We start from the raw sequence: 19,078 nt of genomic DNA, 5'->3' as shown, positions 1-19,078 counted from the left end.
GCGGGACAGGCAGGGGAAGCGCATATGGGCGTGATCGGCATGGGCGGGCTGTTCTTCCGGGCAACGGACCCCGATGCGCTCAACGCCTGGTATCGCGACCATCTCGGCGTCGGCGCTGGCTGCGATGCGAGCGGCGAGGGCGATCCGTCCGAATGGTATTGGACCGTTCGCGGCGGGCCGATGGTGTTCGCCCCGTTCCGCGCGGACAGTGATTATTTCGCCGCCGACAAACAGTTCATGATCAACCTGAGGGTCGAGGGGATCGATGCGCTGATCGCCACGCTGAAAGCCGCCGGAATCGCGGTCGAGACCCGCGCCGAATGGGATGCCCCCGAAACCGGCCGCTTCGCCCGCATCCACGATCCCGAGGGCAACGCCATAGAACTGTGGGAGCCGCCGGCAACGGCATGAGCATCGTCCGCCTCGCCCATGCGCTGGTGGCGCTGTCCGCCCTGGCCGGGATCGCGCTCCATTATGCGATCCTGCTCACCCGCGACGTCGACATGCTCTATTACAGCATTCGTTTCCTCAGCTATTTCACCATCCAGACCAACGCGCTCGTCGCCGCCGCCGCAATCGGCGTCGCGCTGGGGCGAGGCCGCCTCCATCGCTGGGCGACGCGGCCGGCGGTGCGGACCGCGATCAGCCTCCACATCCTCGTCGTGGCGATCGTCTTCCATCTGCTGCTCGGCCATATGGTTCCGCCCGGCGCGCTGGGCTGGTGGGGCAATCTGCTGCTCCACACGGTGACGCCAGCCGCCTGGCTCGCCTGCTGGATCGCCTTTCCGCCGCATGGCGGCATCGATCCCGTGGCGCCGCTGCGCTGGATAGTGTTTCCGCTGATCTTTGCCGGCTGGAGCCTGGCGCGCGGGGCCATCGACGGCTTCTATCCCTATTTCTTCCTCGATGCCGGCCAGTTCGGCTACGCCCGCACCCTCGCCAATATCGCCGCGCTCGGCTTCCTGTTCTTCGCGGTCGGCCATGCGCTGCGCGCGATCGACCTGCGGCTGGCGCGTACATGAAGAGGCCGCTCGGGCACTGGCTGCTGCTGACCGTCGCGGCGCTGCTGCTGGTGGCGGGCGCCGGCTGGCTGTATGGCCGTTACGGCGCGCCGCCACCGCCCGTCGATCGCCAGCCCAGCAACAGCGGGCCGCGCAGCCATGCGGTGGCGATTGACCGGGCCGACGCCGTCCTGACCGGGGCGGAACAGCTGGCCCGCGATCATCCGGGCGAATGGCTTTTCCAGGAGCGGCTGGCCAATGCCCATATCGCCCGCGCCCGACTGACCGGCGGCTTCGCCGACTATGCCGCCGCCCAGGCGGCGCTCGATCGCGGCTTCGCGGTCGCCGACAAGGGCACCGGCCCACATCTAACCCAGCTCGCGCTGGCGATGGCGATGCATCGGCTGGGCCTAGCCGAGCAGATGGCCGACGCGATCGACCAATATGCGGTGCGGCCCGAGATCGAGGACATGACCGAGCTGCGGCTGGTGCGCGGGGACATCGCCTTCTATCGCGGCGACACCGCCGGGGCCCACGCCCGCTATGCGGCATCGGGGGCCGATCCCGCTGCCCCCGGCATCGCGCTGCGGCGCGCCGAACTGGCCGCGCGCACCGGCAAAGCCGATGAGGCGCTGGGGCTGATCGACGGGGTCGAGCGCGCAGCGCGGCTGCCCAATGCCCAGCTGCTCGCCGATCTGGCCTTGCGGCGCGGGGCGATCGAATTGCGGCGCGGCGACCGGGCTGCGGCGGCGCGCCATTTCGACCGCGCCGCGCGCCTGTTTCCCGGCTGGTGGCTGATCGAGGCCCACCGCGCGCAGATCGACGCGCTCGAAGGCCGCGAGCCGAAGGCGATCGCCGCTTTCGGGCGAATCGCGCGGACATCGGCCAGCCCGGAGGCGATGGATGCGCTCGCCTCGCTCTACCGGGCGGGCGGCGAAGCCGCGCGCGCAAAGCTCTGGGCCGATCGTGCCGGCGCGATCTGGGCCGAACGCTACCGCCTGTTCCCAGAGGCCGCCGCCGGCCATGCCGCAGAACATGAACTCGCCTTCGGCGATCCGAGGAAGGCGCTCGCCTATGCGCGCGCCGATGTCGCCGCCCGGCCCTATGGCCTGCCGCGTACCACGCTCGCCTGGGCGCTAATCGCCAACAACGATCCGCAAGGCGCGCTGGCGGCGCTTAGGCCCGCCTTCGCCTCGGGCTGGGTCTCGGCCGAGAGCCACCTCGCCGCATCGCAGGCGCTGCTATTGCTCGGACGCGCCGATGAGGCCGACCGCGAGCGCGAGACGGCGCTCGCGATCGATCCCCATGCCGCCGATGCCAGCGCGGCGCTGCTGTGGTTCGGCCATTGAGCGCGGCCGCCGCCCGCCTGCTGTGGCTGGTCGCCGCCGCGCTGCTCTGGCCCACCATTGCAGCAGCCCACCTCACCCCGAACAGCGAGATCGGCCTGTCGATCGGCCGCACCGCGATCCGCGCCGATATCGTCATCCCGCTGGGCGAACTGCGCTATGCCGAACCCGCCCTCGCTGCCGCGCCGCCCGAGGCGCTGGGCCGCTGGCTGCTCGGCCATATCGGCGCGCGGGGCCCCGATGGGCGGGGCTGGAGCGCCCGGCTCGTCTCGGCCCGGACCGGAGGCTCGCCCGTGCCCGATCTCGAGGCGACGATACTCCTCGCGCCGCCCCCCGGCGCGCCGGTACGACACCTCACCCTGCGCTATGACGCGGTGCTCGGCCGGGTGCCCAGCCATTTCGCGCTGGTCTGGCTCAAGGACGATTATGACGGCGGGCGGCTCGGCCACCGGCCCGAACTGCTCGCCGGGCTCCGCCAGGGCAATGCGGAGACGGTGATCGATCGCGGCGCACCCAGCGGCTGGCGCGGCTTCGGCGCGGCGGTCGGCCTCGGCATCAAGCATATCGCCGAGGGACATGACCATCTGCTGTTCCTGCTCGGCCTGCTGCTGCCCGCACCGCTGCTCGCAGCGCATGGCAGATGGGCGGGCTATGCCGGCGCGCGGCACACGCTCCGGTCGCTGGCGCTGATCGTCACCGCCTTCACCATCGGCCATTCGCTCACCCTGATCGGCGGCGCGCTGTTCGGCTGGCAGCTTCCCGCCCAGCCGGTCGAGGCGCTGATCGCCCTGTCGATCCTGATCACCGCCGTCCATGGCTGGCGGCCGATCTTCGCCGGGCGCGAGCCGCTGGTCGCGGCGGGCTTCGGGCTGGTCCACGGCCTCGCCTTCGCGACGATCATCGGCCATTTCTCGCTCGATCCGGGCTCCAGGGCGCTGGCCATCCTCGGCTTCAACCTCGGCATCGAGCTGGTCCAGCTGGCGCTGGTGGCGCTCGTCGCGCCGCCGCTGGCCCTGCTGGCAAGGGCCGGGCGCTATGATGCGCTGAGGATCGGCGGCGCGATCGTTATCGCCATCGCCGCGCTGCTCTGGCTGGCCGAACGGCTGTCGGACACAGAGATCGCCGCCGCCCGCTTCGTCGACGACGCGCTGGGCCGCGCGCCCTGGCTGCTGCCGCTGCTGCTGGTCAGCTCGTTTTACGCGTGGCGCACATCTGGAAGCCGCCCCCGGCCAAATCGTCGCTAAGCGCGTCGGTCAGGCCTTTCAGCGTATAGCTGATGTCGTCGAGGAACCTCAGATTGCTGTCGTCGCGCGGATCAGCATCGTTGTAGCGGACCTTCATCGTGCCGCTGATCACCGCCGTCGCCACGGCCGGCATCCCCATCCGGTCGACCCGCACATAGGCCGATGGCGGATCGGTGCGGAAGTTGAAGCCCGATGTCGCGACCGATCCCAGCGGCGGATTGCCCTGCGCCGCCGCCAGGTAGGGGAAGACGGGCCGGAACGGCAAATCGTTCGCCGGCGGGTTGAGCGGCAGCGCGAAGAAACGCGTCACCGGCTCGCGGCGCAGATCGAGGAACAGCGCCGCCAGGGTGACGTCGATCACCGGATCCTCGAGCCGCCGTCCGTTCGGGAAGCCCGACGGCTGATTGAAATCGATCTGGATCGAATCGGGGACCACGATGTCGGCCAGGGTCCGGCCCGGCACCACGGTCTGCGACAGGCAGGACAGCACATCGAAATTGGCGCCCGGCGGTGCGGGCGGCTGGGCCGAGGAAGGCGTCGGCGTCGCGGCGGCGGGCGTCGGCGTTGGCGCCGGGCTGCTGTTGCTGTCGCCGCCGCCGCACGCCGTGAGCAGCAGCAGCGGCGCGGCCAGCGCAGTCATCGTGTGGAGGGCGTGCATCAGATATTCCCCCCGAAGCGGGCACTGGTCGCCCAGATGCGGATCTTGCCGCTGCCGGTGTCGATCGCCGATCGGGGAAATTGCACCACCCCGGCGGTCAGGTTCTGCCCGGCGAAGAAATTGCGGTTGCTGCGAAAGCTCAGCGCCCCGGTCGCGCGGGTCGCGCGGAAGCCCTCCAGGTCGAAGAAGAACGGGTCGTCGAACAGCCCCGCGCGCACCACCGACTGGCCCTGGCGCAGGTCGGCCTCCACCGGACCTTCGATCGCGCCAGTGGTGCCGGGGACTCCGGTGAACTGGACCCCGGTGGCGGAGCCGTTCTGGCCGAAGCGGAAATGTATCTGGACCTCGGGGGTGAAGGTCACGTCATCATTGGAGATGTTGATCGTGTAGAGCATGTCGCGGTCATAGGTGGCCGGCAGGTTGCTCGCCTGCGGCCCTGCGAAGGTAACCGCGATCACCAGATCGGTGGGGGTATGCCAGGCATAGACGTCGGCGATGTCCGCCGCCTTGTCGGGCGTGGTGTCGACGGCCGGGTCGGTGCGCGCCGGGGGATCGAGATGATCGGCCGCGCGGGCGCCGCGATCGGCCGCAACGACAAAAACACCTGCGACCAAAGCTATCGCCGCGCTGCCGAGCAGCGCGCGCCCCAACCAGCCAGTCATCGCGGTTCCCCTGTTCCGTTAGGGCAATGATGACTTAAGCTAGCCGATTCGTGGAGTCGGCGCGGTGACAAACATCACAAAAATTAAGGGATGTTAACCGGCCGGGTCGCGGGCCGCCGGAGCGGCCCGCCGATCGCGCTTATTTGGGCGCGATCACCATCAGCATCTGGCGGCCTTCCATGCGCGGGAACTGCTCGACCTTGGCGGTTTCCGCCATGTCGGCCTGGACGCGCTGCAGCACCTGCATGCCAAGCTGGCCATGCGCGAGCTCGCGACCGCGAAAGCGCAGGGTGACCTTCACCTTGTCGCCCTCGTCGATGAACTCGTGGATTTTCTTCATCTTGGTTTCATAGTCATGGTCGTCGATGTTCGGACGCATCTTGATCTCCTTGATCTCCTGCGTCTTCTGCGACTTCCGGGCAAGATTGGCCTTTTTCTGGGCCTCGTACTTGAACTTGCCGACATCGAGGAACTTGCACACCGGCGGATCGGCGTTGGGCGACACCTCGACCAGATCGAGGCCGACCTCCTGGGCCTGCTCCATCGCCTCGCGCGTATACATCACGCCCAGATTCTCGCCTTCTTCGTCGATCACCCGCACCTTCGGCGACTGGATGAACTCATTATAGCGAGGGCCGTTGAGCGGCATAGGCGGCTGCCCCAGCGGGCGGCGCATCATCGGGGGACGTATAGCGGTATCTCCTGTCGTGGTTTACGCGCGCGATATATGCCCTAACGCGCCATTTTGGAAGATGGGCACGCATGTTCCGCAACGCTTTGTCGCGGGCTGTGTCCGGCATGCGTCAGCCGGCGCCACGCAGGCCTGCCGGCGCACCTCACCCGATCTCAGACGGTGAAGCTCTCGCCGCAGCCGCAGCTGCCCTTGGCATTCGGATTCTGGAAGACGAAGCCGGCGGTGAAATCGTCCTCCACCCAGTCCATCGTCGATCCGATCAGGTAGAGCAGCGAGCCGCCATCGACGAAGAACAGGCCGCCCGGCGTCTCGATCTTCTCGTCGAACGGATCGGCCTCGCTGACATAGTCGACCGAATAGGCCAGGCCCGAGCAGCCGCGCCGCGGCGTGGACAGCTTGACGCCGATCGCGCCTTCAGGCGCCGACGCCATCAGCGCGGCGATCCGCGCCTCCGCGGAGGGAGTGAGGATCAGCGCGGCAGGGCGCTGGCGGGTGGTGGTGGTCATCCGTTCAAAACTCCAAACCCGCTCGTGCCAAATCCGCCACCCCAGCCTTCGCTGGAATGACGAAGAAATGGGAAGCAGGACTGCATCCTACAACATCCCCAGTTCAAGCTTGGCCTCGTCCGACATCTTCTGCGGGTCCCACGGCGGGTCCCAGACCAGGTTGACCTCGGCCGAGCCCACGCCGGGCACCGCGCCGACCCTCAGCTCCACCTCGCCCGGCATCGATTCGGCGACCGGGCAATGCGGGGTGGTCAGCGTCATCGTCACCACGACATGGTTGTCGGCGGTGACGTCGACCCCGTAGATCAGCCCCAGCTCATAGATGTTCACCGGGATTTCGGGATCGTAGATCTCCTTGAGCGCGTCGATCACGCCTTCATAGACGTCGCCCCCCGGCTCGCCCGTGGCGGCCGTCGCCGGCTTCTGCGACAGGAAGCCCTCCAGATAGTCGGGCTTGCGCTCCGCCTCGTCCGCCATGTCCACGCGGGCCTTCGGCGGCGGCGCCACGGCGTCCACCTCCTCGACCTGGATCTTGCCCGCTTCGCTGCTATGTTCGTCCATCATCCGAAAATCCGCGTCACCCGTTCGATGCCCCGCGCCAGCGCGGCGACATCATCCTCGTCATTATAGATGCCGAAGCTTGCCCGCGCCGTGGCGGGGATATCGAGATGGTCCATCAGCGGCTGGGCGCAATGATGCCCCGCCCGGATGGCCACCCCGGCTTCGTCCAATATGGTGCCGATATCATGGGGATGCACCCCCTCGATCGCGAAGCTCACGATCCCGGCCGAATCCTCGGGACCGAACAGCCGCACGCTGTTGATCCCCGACAGCGCCGCCCGCGCCGCGCGCACCAGCGCCACCTCATGCGCATGAATCAGCGGCAGCCCGATCGCCTCGACATAGTCGATCGCGGCGTGGAGGCCGAGCGCGCCGACAATGTTGGGCGTGCCCGCCTCGAACCGCTGCGGTGCGGGCGCCCATGTCGTCTTCGCGAAGGTGACCCGGTCGATCATCGATCCGCCGCCCTGCCAGGGTGGCATCGCATCGAGCAGCTCACCCTTCGCCCACAGCACGCCGATCCCGGTCGGCCCGTAGAGCTTGTGGCCCGAGAAGACATAGAAGTCGCAGCCGATCTCGCGCAGGTCGGCGCCGATGCGCGGCACCGCCTGGCAGCCGTCGATCAATATCTTCGCGCCGACCGCATGGGCGAGCCGGGTTGCGCGCTTCGCGTCGAGCACCGAGCCGAGCACGTTCGAGACATGGGCGAGCGCGACCAGCCTGTGCCTGTCGGTCAGCATCGCCTGCGCGGCGTCGAGGTCGATCCGGCCGTCTTCGGTCAGCGGACAGACGTCGATCTCGGCGCCGACCCGCTCGGCCAGCATCTGCCAGGGGACGATGTTCGAATGATGCTCGAGCTGCGACAGCAATATGCGGTCGCCAGCCTTCAGATTGGCCACGCCCCATGTCTGGGCGACGAGGTTGATCGCCTCGGTCGCGCCGCGCACGAACACCACTTCGTCGGCACTGCGGGCGTTGAGAAAGCTCGCGACCCGTTGGCGCGCCGCCTCATAGGCGATCGTCATGTCGGCCGAGCGGCGATAGACGCCGCGATGGACGGTCGCATAGTCGCGGCCGTAGGCGGTCGCGATCGCGTCGATCACCGCCTGCGGCTTCTGCGCGGTCGCGGCGGTGTCGAGATAATGCCACCCGTCGGGGATCGCCGGGAAATCGGCGCGGCGGCTGGTCCGGGTGAGATTGATGGTTGCCATCAGCCGCGCCCCTCCAGCCACGCCTCGGCATCGGCCTGGAACGCCTCCCGCGCGGCCTCTTCGCCGATCCGGCTGATCGCGTCGGCGATGAAGGCCTGGGTCAGCAGCGCCTTGGCCCGATCGGGGGTAATCCCGCGCGAGGTCATGTAGAACAGAGCCTGCGCGTCCAGTTCGCCGACCGTCGCGCCATGCGCGCACTTCACGTCGTCGGCGAAAATCTCCAGCTCGGGCTTGAGGTTGATCGTCGCGGTGCGCTTGAGCATCAGCCCGCGCAGGCTCTGCTCGCCGTCGGTCTTCTGCGCGTCGCGCGCCACCTCGACCCGCGCCGCCATGCTGGCGGTCGCCTGGTCGTCGGCCACCGCGCGCCACAGCTGGCGGCTGGCGCCCTCCGGCGCGGCATGGCGGACGACCACCGCCGCGTCGTGCCGCTGGCTGTCGCGGGCGAGCAGCGCGCCGCCATATTCGGCGAAAGCGCCCTCGCCCTCGATCGAGACATGGGCGTCGATCCGGCTGCTGCCCTCGCCTGCGCCGAGCAGGGTGGTGACGAGGCTCGCCCCAGCCGCAAGCCGTGCCTCGTCGCGCAGCGAGGTGAAACCCGAGCTCTGGACGATGCGGATCGCCCGCATCAGCCGTGCCGACCGGCCCAGCTCGATCGCGGTCAGCCGGTTGGCCCAGCCCTCGCCGACATAGGTCTCGACGATGCTGGCATGCGCGTCCTCGGCCAGCGCGATCCGCGCAGGGACATGGCTCGCCCCGCCGGTCGCGACATGGACGATCTCGATCGCCGGCTTCGCCGCGACCGCGCTGCTGCCCAGCGACAGCATCCAGCCGGTGCCGGTGGCCAGCTTCGCCAGCGGATGCTCGGACGACACAGCGACCTCACCGATCGACAGTGGCCCCGGATGGCTGCGGCCCTCGTCCAGCCTGCCGTCGACGAACAGCAGGCGGGGGCCGTCCCCTATCCAGTGCGAATCGAGGTTCGCGGCGGTGCCTGTAGCAGGTGCTACGGACAGCGCTCCGAGCCCCGAAAGATCGGACCAGCGCCATGCTTCCTCATGGCTGGAGGGCAGCGACAGGGTCATGCAATATCCTCCCTACCGCAGGTGGGGAGGGGGACCATGCGCAGCATGGTGGAGGGGTTATGCGAGAGCTGACGGACCGCGACGGCGAACAGGTCGGAAGACCCCTCCACCGCCGTTCCGGCGGTCCCCTTCCCCATGCTCCGCATAGGGAGGATCTGGTGGCTCATCCTCACGCCGCGATCGCCCCATAGCCTTCGCGCTCCAGCTCGAGCGCCAGCTCCGCCCCGCCGGTGCGGACGATGCGCCCGGCCGCCAGCACATGGACGAAGTCCGGTTTCACATAGTCGAGCAGCCGCTGATAGTGGGTGATCAGCAGCACCGCCTTGTCGGCTTTCCGCATGATCGTGTTGATGCCATGGCCGACGGTACGCAGCGCATCGATGTCGAGGCCGGAGTCGGTCTCGTCGAGGATGGCGAGCCTGGGGTCGATGATCCCCATCTGCACCATCTCGTTGCGCTTCTTCTCGCCGCCGGAAAAGCCGACATTCACCGGCCGCTTGAGCATGTCCATGCTCAGCCCCAGCGCATCGGCCTGCACCCGCGCGCGCTTCAGGAAGTCCCCGCCCGACAGCGGCTCCTCGCCCCGCAGCCGCCGCTGCGCGTTGAGCGCCTCGCGCAGGAACTGGACGTTGGAGACGCCGGGAATCTCGACCGGATACTGGAATCCCAGGAACAGCCCGGCGGCCGCGCGCTCATGCGGCGCCTTGTCGAGCAGGTCCTCGCCGTCGAAGGTCACGCTGCCCTCGGTCACCTCATAGCCGGGGCGGCCCGACAGGACGTAGGACAGCGTCGACTTGCCCGCGCCATTCGGTCCCATAATCGCATGGATCTCGCCGGGGTTGATGGTCAGCGACAGCCCCTTGAGGATCGCCTTGCCGTCGATTTCGGCGTGGAGGTTTTCAATCTTGAGCATCGTCATCCTTCTAGCCCCTCCCCTTCAGGGGAGGGGTTGGGGTGGGGCCTTTCCCAGCGATCCGGCGCTTGTTCAAGCGCAGTGAGGATTACCTGCAGAACCCCATCCATATTGGTCATCACATCATCATTGGTGACATGCAGGACCGTGAAGCCTTTCGCCTGTAGCGCGGCATCACGCCGCCGATCCGCCTCGTTTTCATGCGTGTCGCCATCGACCTCGACTACCAGCGCTTTTTGCGGGCAGAGAAAATCAGCGACAAGCGCGCCGATTACGGACTGTCGGCGGAATTTGAAGCCGCCCAGTTTCGAACCCGACAGCGCGCGCCACAGCCGCTTCTCCGGTTCAGTCGGCTGCCGGCGCATGTGGTCAGCGCGATCGCTCAGGACGCCAAGTCGCTCGGAGGTGAGGCCCCACCCCCTGCCCCTCCCCTGAAGGGGAGGGGTGTTGAGGCGATGCGCTTCGTCCCGGAGGGAAAGATCACTCATCCCGCCCCCCTCCCGCCCGCACGCTGCGCGGTGATCTTCTGGGTCAGATCGGCGGTCGCCCGCCGGCGGAAATCCATCACCACCTGTTTCAGCAGGCCCGGCTGCTTCATCTCGGCCACCGCTTCCTCGGCGGCGGCCTTGAGCGGCTTCTCGCAATCCGCCACGGCCTCGGCGACGATCGCCTGGGTCGCGGCATAGGGTATCTCGGCCATGATCTTCGCGGCGCCATCGTCCACGCAGGAGCGATAGGCATCGAGCCTGGGATAGCGTGATGCGGCGACCGGCGCCGGGGCCTTCCGTTCGTCCTGCGGCGCCTTTCCGACCGAGGGCAGGCCGGGAACATGCTGCGACACCGCCATGATGCCGGTCGTCCGAACCCACTCCGCCGCCTGCCGCTTGTCGGGCGCGATCTCCAGCAGGGTCGTCCGCTCCCCGGCGCACAGCTCGTCGATCCGGGCGGCGACCGCCTCCAGCGAGTCCATCGGCCCCTTGTAGGAGGACGCCGCCGACGAGGCGCACTTCGCATAGGCGTCGAAGGCGGCGTCGGGGGTCGTCGCCGCCAGCAGGAGCAGCGCGAGGGTCACCCCACCGATCCTTCCAGGCTGATGCCGAGCAGCTTCTGCGCCTCGACCGCGAACTCCATCGGCAGCTGCTGCAGCACCTCCTTGGCGAAACCGTTGACGATCAGCGCCACCGACGCCTCCTGATCGAGGCCGCGCGACATGGCGTAGAACAGCTGGTCGTCGCTGATCTTCGAGGTGGTCGCCTCATGCTCGATCTGCGCGCTGGGATTCTTCACCTCGATATAGGGCACGGTGTGGGCGCCGCACTGGTCGCCGAGCAGCAGGCTGTCGCACTGGGTGAAGTTGCGCGCGCCCTCGGCGGTCGGCGCGACGCGGACCAGCCCGCGATAGGTATTGTCGCTGCGCCCGGCCGATATGCCCTTCGACACGATCGTCGATTTCGAACCCTTGCCGAGGTGGATCATCTTGGTGCCGGTATCGGCCTGCTGGCGGTTGTTGGTGACCGCGACCGAATAGAATTCGCCGACGCTGTTCTCGCCCGCCAGCACGCAGCTCGGATATTTCCAGGTGATCGCGCTGCCGGTCTCAACCTGGGTCCAGCTCACTTTGCTGTTCTTGCCCTGGCACAGCGCGCGCTTGGTGACGAAGTTGTAGATGCCGCCCTTGCCCTCGGCATCGCCCGGATACCAGTTCTGCACGGTCGAATATTTGATCTCGGCATCGTCGAGCGCGACCAGCTCGACCACGGCGGCGTGGAGCTGGTTCTCGTCGCGCATCGGCGCGGTGCAGCCCTCCAGATAGGAGACGTGGCTGCCCTTGTCGGCGACGATCAGGGTGCGCTCGAACTGGCCGGTGTTCTCGGCGTTGATCCGGAAATAGGTGCTCAGCTCCATCGGGCAGCGCACCCCCTCCGGGATGTAGACGAAAGTACCGTCGGAAAAGACCGCGCAGTTGAGGGTCGCGAAATAATTATCGTGCATCGGCACGACCTTGCCGAGCCACTTCCGCACCAGATCGGGAGATTCGCGGATCGCTTCGGAGATCGAACGGAAGATCACCCCCGCCTTCTCCAGCTCGGCGCGGAAGGTGGTCGCGACCGAGACGCTGTCGAACACCGCGTCGACCGCCACCTTGCGCGCGCCCTCGACCCCGGCGAGCACCTTCTGCTCCTCGATCGGGATGCCGAGCTTCTCATAGACCCTGAGGATCTCGGGATCGACCTCGTCGAGCGAGCTCAGCTCCTTCTTCGCCTTGGGCGCGGCATAATAATAGGCGTCCTGATAATCGATCGGCGGCACGTTGAGCTTCGCCCAGTCGGGCGGGGTCATGGTCAGCCAGTGGCGATAGGCCTTCAGCCGCCATTCGAGCATCCATTCGGGCTCGTTCTTCTTGGCCGAGATGAAGCGGACGGTGTCCTCGCTCAGCCCCTTGGGCGCGAAATCCTGCTCGATGTCGCTGGTGAAGCCCCACTCATAGGTGGAGGCCCTGGCAGCGGCGTCATGGGCGGCCTTGTTGCGAACGTCGGTCATGGCTTCATGCTCGTGCGAGGGTTTCGAGGCTGACGCCGCCAAGCGCGCCGCGGATCGTGTCGTTGACGACGCTCCAGTGCGGCTTCACCCGGCAGGCGCTTTCCAGCCCGCAATCATGGCGGAGATCGTCGACGCAGGCGGTCATCGCGATCGGCCCCTCGACCGCCTCGACGATGTCGGCCAGGCTGATCGACGCCGGATCGCGGGCCAGCCGTACCCCGCCGCCGGTGCCGCGCGCCGAAACGAGCAGCCCGGCCTGGGTGAGCCGGCCCATCAGCTTCTGCGCGGTGGGCAGCGGCACGCCGGTCTCGTCGGAAAGCAGGTTCGCGGTCAGCCGTGCCTCGCCATGATGGCGGGCGGCGGCGGACAGCATCACCACCGCATAGTCGGCCAGGCTGGACAGGCGCATGACGGGCTTCGTTTCCAATCGGACTGATTCGATCCGATTGGGCAAATGGGCGCGGCACCGGCCAAGGTCAAGGGGTGGAAAGCCGTGGTGCGGCAAAGCCAGGCTGGGGCCGCCCCCCAATTGGGGCTGGGGAGGCGGCCCGATCCGGCGTGTCGGGGGGTCCTGACACGCCGGCACATAGCGCGGGCGCATCCCTTCCGGTGGTGCGCGTCGGCCTACGCGGCAAGCTCCGGGTTTATTCCATCGCCTCCGGACACACCGGAAACGGGGGGGCGACGGAGGGGTGACGGATCGCAGCGAACCGACTAAGCGCCTCCCCCATGTCGCTCTACGCCGCCCTCCGCCCGCTGCTGTTCACCATCGAGGCCGAGCGTGCCCACCGCGCGACGATCCGGGCGCTGCGGCTGAAACCGCGCCTCGGCATCCCCGCCGCCGACCCAAGGCTTGCGATCGAGGTGGCGGGCCTGCGCTTTCCCAATCCGGTCGGCCTCGCCGCCGGCTTCGACAAGGATGCGCAGGTGCCCGACGCGATGCTGGGCCTCGGCTTCGGCTTCACCGAGGTCGGCACGCTCACCCCCTTCCCCCAGGCCGGCAATCCGCGCCCCCGCCTGTTCCGGCTGGTCGAGGACCGGGCGGTGATCAACCGGATGGGCTTCAACAATGGCGGCCAGGCGGCGGCGCTCGAACGGCTGCTGCGCCGCAACGACCGGCCCGGCATCGTCGGGGTCAACATCGGCGCCAACAAGGACGCCGCCGACCGGATCGCCGACTATGCCAATGGCGTGCGGGTGATGGCCGGCGTGGCCCGCTACCTGACCGTCAACATCTCCTCGCCCAACACGCCGGGCCTGCGCGCGCTGCAGGACCGCGCGGCGCTGACCGAGCTGCTGGCCGCGGTGATGGAGGCGCGCGGGCCCAACGGTCCGCCGACCTTCCTGAAGGTCGCGCCCGATCTGGAACCCGCCGACATCGATGATATTGCGGAAATCGCGGGGGGATATCGCCTCGACGGGCTGATCGTGTCGAACACCACCATCTCGCGCCCGCCGCTGCGCAGCCGCCACGGGCAGGAAGGCGGCGGCCTGTCCGGCGCGCCTTTGCGCGGGCTGGCGCAAATGCGCCTCGCGGATTTCCGCAAGGCCACCGGCGGCGCCATACCGCTGATCGCGGCGGGCGGCATCGCCAGCGCCGAGGACGCCTATGCCCGCATCCGGGCGGGCGCGAGCCTGGTCCAGCTCTATTCGGCGCTGGTCTATGAAGGCCCCGGCCTTGCGAAGCGGATCAATGCCGGGCTGGTGAAGCTGCTCGACCGGGATGGGTTCCAGACGATCGGCGATGCGGTGGGCAACCCATATTGACCGGCATTGCTGCGAAGGCAGGAATCCATGTCTGTCTCCTCTTCCGATACCATCTCGGATGAAGAGAGATATGGACCGCAGTCTGCGCTGGGGTAACGATTGGGGGTTGTGAGGCCGCCCCAAAAGCATAAGCATGTCCCCATGCTGCACCGCATCGTAACCGCCCTCCTGCTCCTCCTCTGTACGACCGTCGCCAGCGCCCAGCCGATGGTCTCCGCCGCCGATCCCCGCGCCGCCGCCGCCGGGGTCGAGATGCTCAGGAAGGGCGGCACCGCCGCCGACGCGGCGATCGCGATGATGCTGGCGCTGGGCGTGGTCGAGCCGGCCCATTCGGGCCTCGGCGGGGGCGGCTTCCTGGTTTATCACGACGCGCGCAGCGGCAGGCTCACCACCTATGACGCGCGCGAGGCGGCCCCGGCGGCGGCCGATCCGCGCTGGTTCCACGGCGCCGACGGCAAGCCGCTGCCGATCCGCCAGGCGGTACCGGGCGGGCGCAGCGTCGGCGTGCCCGGCGAACTGCGGCTGATGGAGGCGATCCATGCCGATCATGGCCGGCTCAGATGGAAGACGCTGTTCGTGCCCGCCACGAAGCTCGCCCGCGACGGCTGGGCGATCACCCCGCGCTTCAACAATTTCCTGACGCGGATGCCGGCCACCGGCTTCTTCGACGACTGGGCCCGCACCTATCTCTACACCCCCGAGGGACAGGCGAAGCCGGTCGGCACGGTGGTCAGGAACCCGGAGCTGGCAGCCTTCTACGAGATGATCGGCCGGCGCGGCTCCGACGCCTTCTATGTCGGCCCGACCGCGCAGAAGCTGGTCGCCACCGTCAACGGCGCCGCCCGCAACCCATCGAAGATGACCACCGGCGATCTCGCCAGCTATCAGGTGAAGGAGCGGCCGCCGGTCTGCGGCGCCTATCGCGGCTATCGCATCTGCGGCATGGGCCCGCCCGCGTCCGGCACCGTGGCGGTGCTGATGATCCTGCGGCAGATCGAGCGCTTCGACATGGCCGGACTGGGCCAGGATTCGCCCGTCGCCTGGCACCTGTTCGCCGAAAGCTCCCGCCTCGCCTATGCCGACCGCGACGCCTGGCTCGCCGATCCCGACTATGTGAAGGTCCCCGTGGAGGGCCTGCTCGCCGCCGATTATATCGCGGGCCGATCCGCCCTGATCTCGCCGGACCGGACGATGGCCGCCATCGCGCCGGGCACGCCCGCCGGCGCCCCCGCGTTCGGGCGCGGCGCCCACCAGCCCGAACATGGCACATCGTCGCTCACCGTGGTCGATCGCTGGGGCAATGTCGCCCAGGCCACGGTCACGATCGAAAGCGTGTTCGGATCGGGCCTCGCCATGAACGGCCTGTTCCTCAACAACGAACTGACCGATTTCAACCTGATGCCCGAGCGCAACGGGCTGCTCACCGCCAACCGGGTGGAAGGCGGCAAGCGGCCGCGCAGCTCGATGTCGCCGCTGATCGTCTATGATCCGGCCGGCAAGGTGCGGCTGTCGATCGGCGCGGCGGGCGGCTCGACGATCATCGCCCAGGTCGCCAAGGCGCTGATCGGGGTGATCGACTGGAAGCTCTCCGCCCAGGATGCGCTCTCGCTGGGCCTGCTCTACGCGCCCGGCCCGGGCGGCATCGCCGAAAAGGGCACCGCCGTCGAAGCGATGCTGCCGGCGCTCGCGGCGCTGGGCGAGACGCTCAACGTCGCGCCGCTCGGGCTCAAGGCCAATGCGCTCGAGTGGCGCGACGGCGTCTGGGCGGGCGCCGCCGATCCGCGCAGCGAAGGCGTGTCGATGGGCCTCGACGGCGTGGCGGTAAAGCCGGCGGGGGCCGTGCTCCAGAAGGATCGCCCATCGGAATAGGCGTCGTGCTTTGGTAACAAAGCGGTCTTAGCGCTATGCGTCGCCCCGGCGGAAGCCGGGGCCGTCGGAGATTTTGCGGCAACTAGACCTTGATAGAGCCCGATTCACGCTTTCGGTGGAAGCGCGAAGCGCTTCCACCTCAACCGATCAGGCTTAAACGGCAAGAATCGATGGCGGCCCCGGCCTCCGCCGGGGGCGACGTTACCGTAAAGCGGTCATCCACAGCGGTACATTCCCGGATTTCTGCGCTATAGCTGGCCCTCCAGAGCGGCCATGAACCCGCCGGGGCAGGAGAGACGATGCGCAGCCTTGAGCGATTTCCCAACCTCGTCACCATGTTCTTCGTCCGCGCGGCGGAGAAGGGCGATGCGCCCTTCCTCTGGGCGAAGCAGGACGGCGCCTGGACCCCGACAAGCTGGGCGGAAGTCGCCCGCCGGGTCGCCAGCCTCGCCACGGCGCTGAAGGCGCAGGGGCTGAAGCCCGGCGACAGGGTCGTGCTGGTGTCGGAGAACCGCCCCGAATTCTGCATCGCCGACCTCGCGATCATGGCCGCCGGCTGCATCACCGTGCCGACCTACACCACCAACACCGAGCGCGATCACACCCATATCCTGGAGAATAGCGGCGCCCGCGCGGCGATCGTCTCGACCGCGAAACTGGCGCAGACCTTGCTGCCCGCGATCGTCCGCTCCTCGACCTGCGAATTCCTGATCGGCATGGAGCCGCTGCCGTCGACCAGCGTGCGAACGCTCGACTTCGCCGAGCTGGCGGGGGACGCGGATGCCAATGTGATGGCCACCGCCGCCGGCGTCGCCGGCATCCAGCGCGATGATCTCGCCTGCCTGATCTACACCAGCGGTACCGGCGGGGCGCCGCGCGGCGTGCGCCAGCATCATGGTGCGATCCTGTGCAACGTCGAGGGCTGTGTCGACATCCTGACCACCGATTTCGGCTGGGATGAGGAGATATTCCTTTCCTTCCTGCCGCTGTCCCACGCCTATGAACATAGTGGCGGCCAGTTCCTGCCGATCGCGCTGGGCGGGCAGATCTATTATGCCGAGGGGCTGGAGAAGCTCGCCGCCAATATCGAGGAGGTCGGCCCGACGATCATGGTCGTCGTACCCCGCCTGTTCGAACTGATCCGCGGCCGCCTGATCAAGGCGGTGGAGAAGCAGGGCGGGATCGGAAAGAAGCTGTTCGACAAGGCGCTTGAACTGGCCACGCGCGACAGGCTTCGGCTCACCGACTATCCCTACAAGATCGCGATCGACCTCCTGCTCAAGCCCAAGGTCGCCAAGCGCTTCGGCGGGCGCAGCAAGGCGCTGGTCTCGGGCGGGGCGCCGCTCAACCCGGAGATAGGACAGTTCTTCTCGGCGCTCGGCCTCACCCTGCTGCAGGGCTATGGCCAGACCGAGGCGGGCCCGGTGATATCGTGCAACCGGCCGAGGGCGGGGATCAGGTCCGACACGGTCGGCCCGCCGATGAAAGGCGTGGAAGTGAAGATCGCCGAGGATGGCGAGATATTGGTGCGCGGCGAGCTCGTCATGCACGGCTATTGGCGCAACGAGGCCGAGACCGAGCGGGTGCTCAGGGACGGCTGGCTCCATACCGGCGATGTCGGCCATCTCGACGAGGCCGGCCGCCTCAAGATCACCGACCGCAAGAAGGACCTGATCGTCAACGACAAGGGCGACAATGTCGCGCCGCAGAAGGTGGAGGGAATGCTGACCCTGCAGCCCGAGATCGCGCAGGCGATGATATCCGGGGACAAGCGGCCCTATATCGTCGGCCTCGTCGTGCCCGACCAGGAATGGCTGGCGGGATGGGCCGCCGAACAGGGCAAGGCGCCGGTGCTGGCCGCGTTGAAGGACGATCCCGAACTTCACCGCGCGTTGATGGCGGCGGTCGACCGGGTCAATGCCGAACTGTCGGTGATCGAGAAGGTCCGCCGGATCGCGATAGCGGACGAGCCCTTCTCGATCGAGAATGAGCAGATGACCCCGTCACTGAAGAACCGCCGCCACGCGATCCGCGCGGTCTATGGCGAGCGGATGGACGCATTGTACAGGGGGTGACCGCGCGCTCGCGGCCGCGTGCCGGCCCCGGAGAGAAGCCGGTTCAATTCGGCGGCAAAATCCTTTAGTCCGCCGCTCCATGACCGCGCCCGCCAGCCTCTCCGACATCCTCGATGAATATGAGTTCCTCGACGCCGACGATCGCTATCGCCTGCTGATCGACCTCGGCCGTGCCCTGGAGCCGATGCCGGAGCCGCTCAAGACCGATGCGACGCTGGTGCGCGGCTGTTCGGCGGCGGTGTGGGTCTATCCAACCGTGCGCGACGACGGGACGCTGCATTTCCTGGCCGACAGCAACGCTGCGATCACCAAGGGGATCATCGCACTGGTGCTGCTGACGGTGCAGGACCGGCCACCCGCCGACATCCGCGACATGGATATCGCCGCCGCGCTCGAGCCCTTCGATCTGCGCAACCAGCTCAGCTCGAACCGCACCCAGGGGATTCCCAACATGATCGCACTGATCCGTTCGACCGCGGAGCGTTACGCGTGAGGCCGCTCCTCGCCCTGGCGCTGCTCGGGCTGACGCCCGCCCTCACCCCGGCCTGCTCGGCCGCTTCACCGCCCGCCGCGACGCCGTTCGAGACCGGCAAGCTGACGATCGGCGGCGAGGCATTCTCGCCCGCTGAAGTGCTCGACGCCCGCGCCCTGCCCGACGTCAACGGCAAGGTCGGCATCATGCTCACCCTGTCGCCGGGCGCCGCGAAACGGCTGGAAGCGATCAGCGGATCGCTGGTCGGCAGGCCGATGCTGGTCGCGCTCGACGGGAAGACGCTGGCCGGCGAATTGATCCGCAAGCCGATCGCCAATGGCGTGATCGAGATTCCGGGCCGCTGGACCCTAAGCGAGGGCGAGGCGCTGGCGAGGCGCATCTCGGGCAGGGACCCGCTGCCCGACGATCTCGGCGCGGAGTAGGAACATCCCGTCATCCTGACGAAAGTCGGGATC

20 protein-coding genes and 1 pseudogene are annotated in these 19,078 nt (G+C 68.2%); 9 read left to right on the top strand and 12 right to left on the bottom strand.

What is annotated here, in order from left to right; translation table 11 throughout:
• Positions 1-24 precede the first annotated feature (24 nt).
• Genes CMV14_RS02985 through CMV14_RS02970 form a run of 4 tightly spaced genes read left to right on the top strand, consistent with a single transcriptional unit; the run spans position 25 to position 3,591 of the window.
• Positions 25-411, top strand: a complete 387-nt coding sequence (locus tag CMV14_RS02985; protein WP_066967947.1) for a VOC family protein — start codon at positions 25-27, stop codon at positions 409-411.
• A complete protein-coding gene (locus CMV14_RS02980) occupies positions 408-1,022 on the top strand; it encodes a Pr6Pr family membrane protein (RefSeq protein WP_066968050.1) in 615 nt (204 codons plus the stop codon). Before CMV14_RS02985 ends, CMV14_RS02980 begins: the two co-directional genes overlap by 4 nt.
• Positions 1,019-2,350, top strand: a complete 1,332-nt coding sequence (locus tag CMV14_RS02975; protein WP_066967944.1) for a tetratricopeptide repeat protein — start codon at positions 1,019-1,021, stop codon at positions 2,348-2,350. The genes CMV14_RS02980 and CMV14_RS02975 overlap by 4 nt, the downstream gene beginning before the upstream one ends.
• The gene (locus CMV14_RS02970) at positions 2,347-3,591 is read left to right on the top strand and encodes a HupE/UreJ family protein (protein WP_066967941.1); all 1,245 of its coding nucleotides are present in this window, start codon (positions 2,347-2,349) and stop codon (positions 3,589-3,591) included. The genes CMV14_RS02975 and CMV14_RS02970 overlap by 4 nt, the downstream gene beginning before the upstream one ends.
• On the opposite strand, the gene CMV14_RS02965 is transcribed toward CMV14_RS02970, so the two are convergent.
• From CMV14_RS02965 to CMV14_RS02910, 12 genes and pseudogenes are all read right to left on the bottom strand, one after another.
• Positions 3,533-4,249, bottom strand: a complete 717-nt coding sequence (locus CMV14_RS02965) for a DUF4331 family protein (RefSeq protein WP_066967938.1) — start codon at positions 4,247-4,249, stop codon at positions 3,533-3,535. The two genes, CMV14_RS02970 and CMV14_RS02965, sit on opposite strands and share 59 nt — an antisense overlap.
• On the bottom strand, positions 4,249-4,911 hold the full coding sequence (locus tag CMV14_RS02960) for a hypothetical protein (RefSeq protein ID WP_066967935.1): 663 nt from the start codon (positions 4,909-4,911) through the stop codon (positions 4,249-4,251). The genes CMV14_RS02965 and CMV14_RS02960 overlap by 1 nt, the downstream gene beginning before the upstream one ends.
• Before the next feature lie 139 nt (positions 4,912-5,050).
• Positions 5,051-5,590, bottom strand: a complete 540-nt coding sequence (gene infC, locus CMV14_RS02955; RefSeq protein ID WP_066967932.1) for a translation initiation factor IF-3 — start codon at positions 5,588-5,590, stop codon at positions 5,051-5,053.
• A gap of 167 nt (positions 5,591-5,757) precedes the next feature.
• Positions 5,758-6,111, bottom strand: coding sequence for a HesB/IscA family protein (locus CMV14_RS02950; RefSeq protein ID WP_066967930.1), 354 nt, complete (start codon positions 6,109-6,111; stop codon positions 5,758-5,760).
• Positions 6,112-6,198: 87 nt separating this feature from the next.
• On the bottom strand, positions 6,199-6,675 hold the full coding sequence (locus CMV14_RS02945) for an SUF system Fe-S cluster assembly protein (protein WP_066967926.1): 477 nt from the start codon (positions 6,673-6,675) through the stop codon (positions 6,199-6,201).
• Positions 6,672-7,883 (bottom strand): cysteine desulfurase, encoded by a 1,212-nt coding sequence (locus CMV14_RS02940; RefSeq protein WP_066967923.1) that lies wholly within the window; start codon positions 7,881-7,883, stop codon positions 6,672-6,674. The genes CMV14_RS02945 and CMV14_RS02940 overlap by 4 nt, the downstream gene beginning before the upstream one ends.
• The gene (locus tag CMV14_RS02935; RefSeq protein WP_066967919.1) at positions 7,883-8,965 is read right to left on the bottom strand and encodes a SufB/SufD family protein; all 1,083 of its coding nucleotides are present in this window, start codon (positions 8,963-8,965) and stop codon (positions 7,883-7,885) included. Before CMV14_RS02935 ends, CMV14_RS02940 begins: the two co-directional genes overlap by 1 nt.
• 169 nt (positions 8,966-9,134) lie before the next feature.
• Positions 9,135-9,818, bottom strand: a pseudogene (gene sufC / locus CMV14_RS02930) (Fe-S cluster assembly ATPase SufC); the annotation flags it as partial.
• Between the two features lie 62 nt (positions 9,819-9,880).
• On the bottom strand, positions 9,881-10,366 hold the full coding sequence (locus tag CMV14_RS02925) for an endonuclease domain-containing protein (RefSeq protein ID WP_176489068.1): 486 nt from the start codon (positions 10,364-10,366) through the stop codon (positions 9,881-9,883).
• Complete coding sequence (locus CMV14_RS02920; protein ID WP_066967913.1) at positions 10,363-10,950, bottom strand: hypothetical protein; 588 nt, start codon at positions 10,948-10,950, stop codon at positions 10,363-10,365. The genes CMV14_RS02925 and CMV14_RS02920 overlap by 4 nt, the downstream gene beginning before the upstream one ends.
• Entirely contained in the window at positions 10,947-12,419 is a 1,473-nt protein-coding gene (gene sufB, locus CMV14_RS02915) for a Fe-S cluster assembly protein SufB (protein ID WP_066967910.1), read from the bottom strand. The genes CMV14_RS02920 and sufB overlap by 4 nt, the downstream gene beginning before the upstream one ends.
• A gap of 4 nt (positions 12,420-12,423) precedes the next feature.
• Positions 12,424-12,828: an SUF system Fe-S cluster assembly regulator gene (locus CMV14_RS02910; protein WP_066967907.1), complete on the bottom strand. Its 405-nt coding sequence runs from the start codon at positions 12,826-12,828 to the stop codon at positions 12,424-12,426.
• A 320-nt stretch (positions 12,829-13,148) separates the two neighbouring features.
• On the opposite strand from CMV14_RS02910, the gene CMV14_RS02905 reads away from it, so the two are divergent.
• The 5 genes from CMV14_RS02905 (at position 13,149) to CMV14_RS02885 (ending at position 19,045) form a co-directional block, all read left to right on the top strand.
• On the top strand, positions 13,149-14,186 hold the full coding sequence (locus tag CMV14_RS02905; RefSeq protein ID WP_066967904.1) for a quinone-dependent dihydroorotate dehydrogenase: 1,038 nt from the start codon (positions 13,149-13,151) through the stop codon (positions 14,184-14,186).
• A 141-nt stretch (positions 14,187-14,327) separates the two neighbouring features.
• Positions 14,328-16,055: a gamma-glutamyltransferase family protein gene (locus CMV14_RS02900; RefSeq protein ID WP_066967901.1), complete on the top strand. Its 1,728-nt coding sequence runs from the start codon at positions 14,328-14,330 to the stop codon at positions 16,053-16,055.
• A 299-nt stretch (positions 16,056-16,354) separates the two neighbouring features.
• Positions 16,355-18,130 carry an AMP-dependent synthetase/ligase gene (locus CMV14_RS02895; protein WP_066967898.1) on the top strand — a complete coding sequence of 592 codons (1,776 nt, stop codon included), beginning with the start codon at positions 16,355-16,357 and terminating at the stop codon, positions 18,128-18,130.
• A gap of 79 nt (positions 18,131-18,209) precedes the next feature.
• Positions 18,210-18,623: a SufE family protein gene (locus CMV14_RS02890; protein ID WP_066967895.1), complete on the top strand. Its 414-nt coding sequence runs from the start codon at positions 18,210-18,212 to the stop codon at positions 18,621-18,623.
• Complete coding sequence (locus CMV14_RS02885) at positions 18,620-19,045, top strand: SecDF P1 head subdomain-containing protein (protein WP_066967892.1); 426 nt, start codon at positions 18,620-18,622, stop codon at positions 19,043-19,045. Before CMV14_RS02890 ends, CMV14_RS02885 begins: the two co-directional genes overlap by 4 nt.
• Positions 19,046-19,078: the final 33 nt, after the last annotated feature.

Source organism: Rhizorhabdus dicambivorans, from assembly GCF_002355275.1.
GTDB lineage: Bacteria > Pseudomonadota > Alphaproteobacteria > Sphingomonadales > Sphingomonadaceae > Rhizorhabdus > Rhizorhabdus dicambivorans.
This window is presented reverse-complemented; position numbering and strand designations above follow the sequence as displayed.

Bases quoted from the DNA above. Each gene is read 5' to 3' on its own strand.
- CMV14_RS02985 (WP_066967947.1), top strand. From the start codon at position 25: ATGGGCGTGATCGGCATGGGCGGGCTGTTCTTCCGGGCAACGGACCCC.
- CMV14_RS02980 (WP_066968050.1), top strand. From the start codon at position 408: ATGAGCATCGTCCGCCTCGCCCATGCGCTGGTGGCGCTGTCCGCCCTG.
- CMV14_RS02975 (WP_066967944.1), top strand. From the start codon at position 1,019: ATGAAGAGGCCGCTCGGGCACTGGCTGCTGCTGACCGTCGCGGCGCTG.
- CMV14_RS02965 (WP_066967938.1), bottom strand. From the start codon at position 4,249: ATGCACGCCCTCCACACGATGACTGCGCTGGCCGCGCCGCTGCTGCTG.
- CMV14_RS02960 (WP_066967935.1), bottom strand. From the start codon at position 4,911: ATGACTGGCTGGTTGGGGCGCGCGCTGCTCGGCAGCGCGGCGATAGCT.
- infC (WP_066967932.1), bottom strand. From the start codon at position 5,590: ATGATGCGCCGCCCGCTGGGGCAGCCGCCTATGCCGCTCAACGGCCCT.
- CMV14_RS02950 (WP_066967930.1), bottom strand. From the start codon at position 6,111: ATGACCACCACCACCCGCCAGCGCCCTGCCGCGCTGATCCTCACTCCC.
- CMV14_RS02945 (WP_066967926.1), bottom strand. From the start codon at position 6,675: ATGATGGACGAACATAGCAGCGAAGCGGGCAAGATCCAGGTCGAGGAG.
- CMV14_RS02940 (WP_066967923.1), bottom strand. From the start codon at position 7,883: ATGGCAACCATCAATCTCACCCGGACCAGCCGCCGCGCCGATTTCCCG.
- CMV14_RS02935 (WP_066967919.1), bottom strand. From the start codon at position 8,965: ATGACCCTGTCGCTGCCCTCCAGCCATGAGGAAGCATGGCGCTGGTCC.
- CMV14_RS02925 (WP_176489068.1), bottom strand. From the start codon at position 10,366: ATGAGTGATCTTTCCCTCCGGGACGAAGCGCATCGCCTCAACACCCCT.
- sufB (WP_066967910.1), bottom strand. From the start codon at position 12,419: ATGACCGACGTTCGCAACAAGGCCGCCCATGACGCCGCTGCCAGGGCC.
- CMV14_RS02910 (WP_066967907.1), bottom strand. From the start codon at position 12,828: ATGCGCCTGTCCAGCCTGGCCGACTATGCGGTGGTGATGCTGTCCGCC.
- CMV14_RS02905 (WP_066967904.1), top strand. From the start codon at position 13,149: ATGTCGCTCTACGCCGCCCTCCGCCCGCTGCTGTTCACCATCGAGGCC.
- CMV14_RS02900 (WP_066967901.1), top strand. From the start codon at position 14,328: ATGCTGCACCGCATCGTAACCGCCCTCCTGCTCCTCCTCTGTACGACC.
- CMV14_RS02895 (WP_066967898.1), top strand. From the start codon at position 16,355: ATGCGCAGCCTTGAGCGATTTCCCAACCTCGTCACCATGTTCTTCGTC.
- CMV14_RS02890 (WP_066967895.1), top strand. From the start codon at position 18,210: ATGACCGCGCCCGCCAGCCTCTCCGACATCCTCGATGAATATGAGTTC.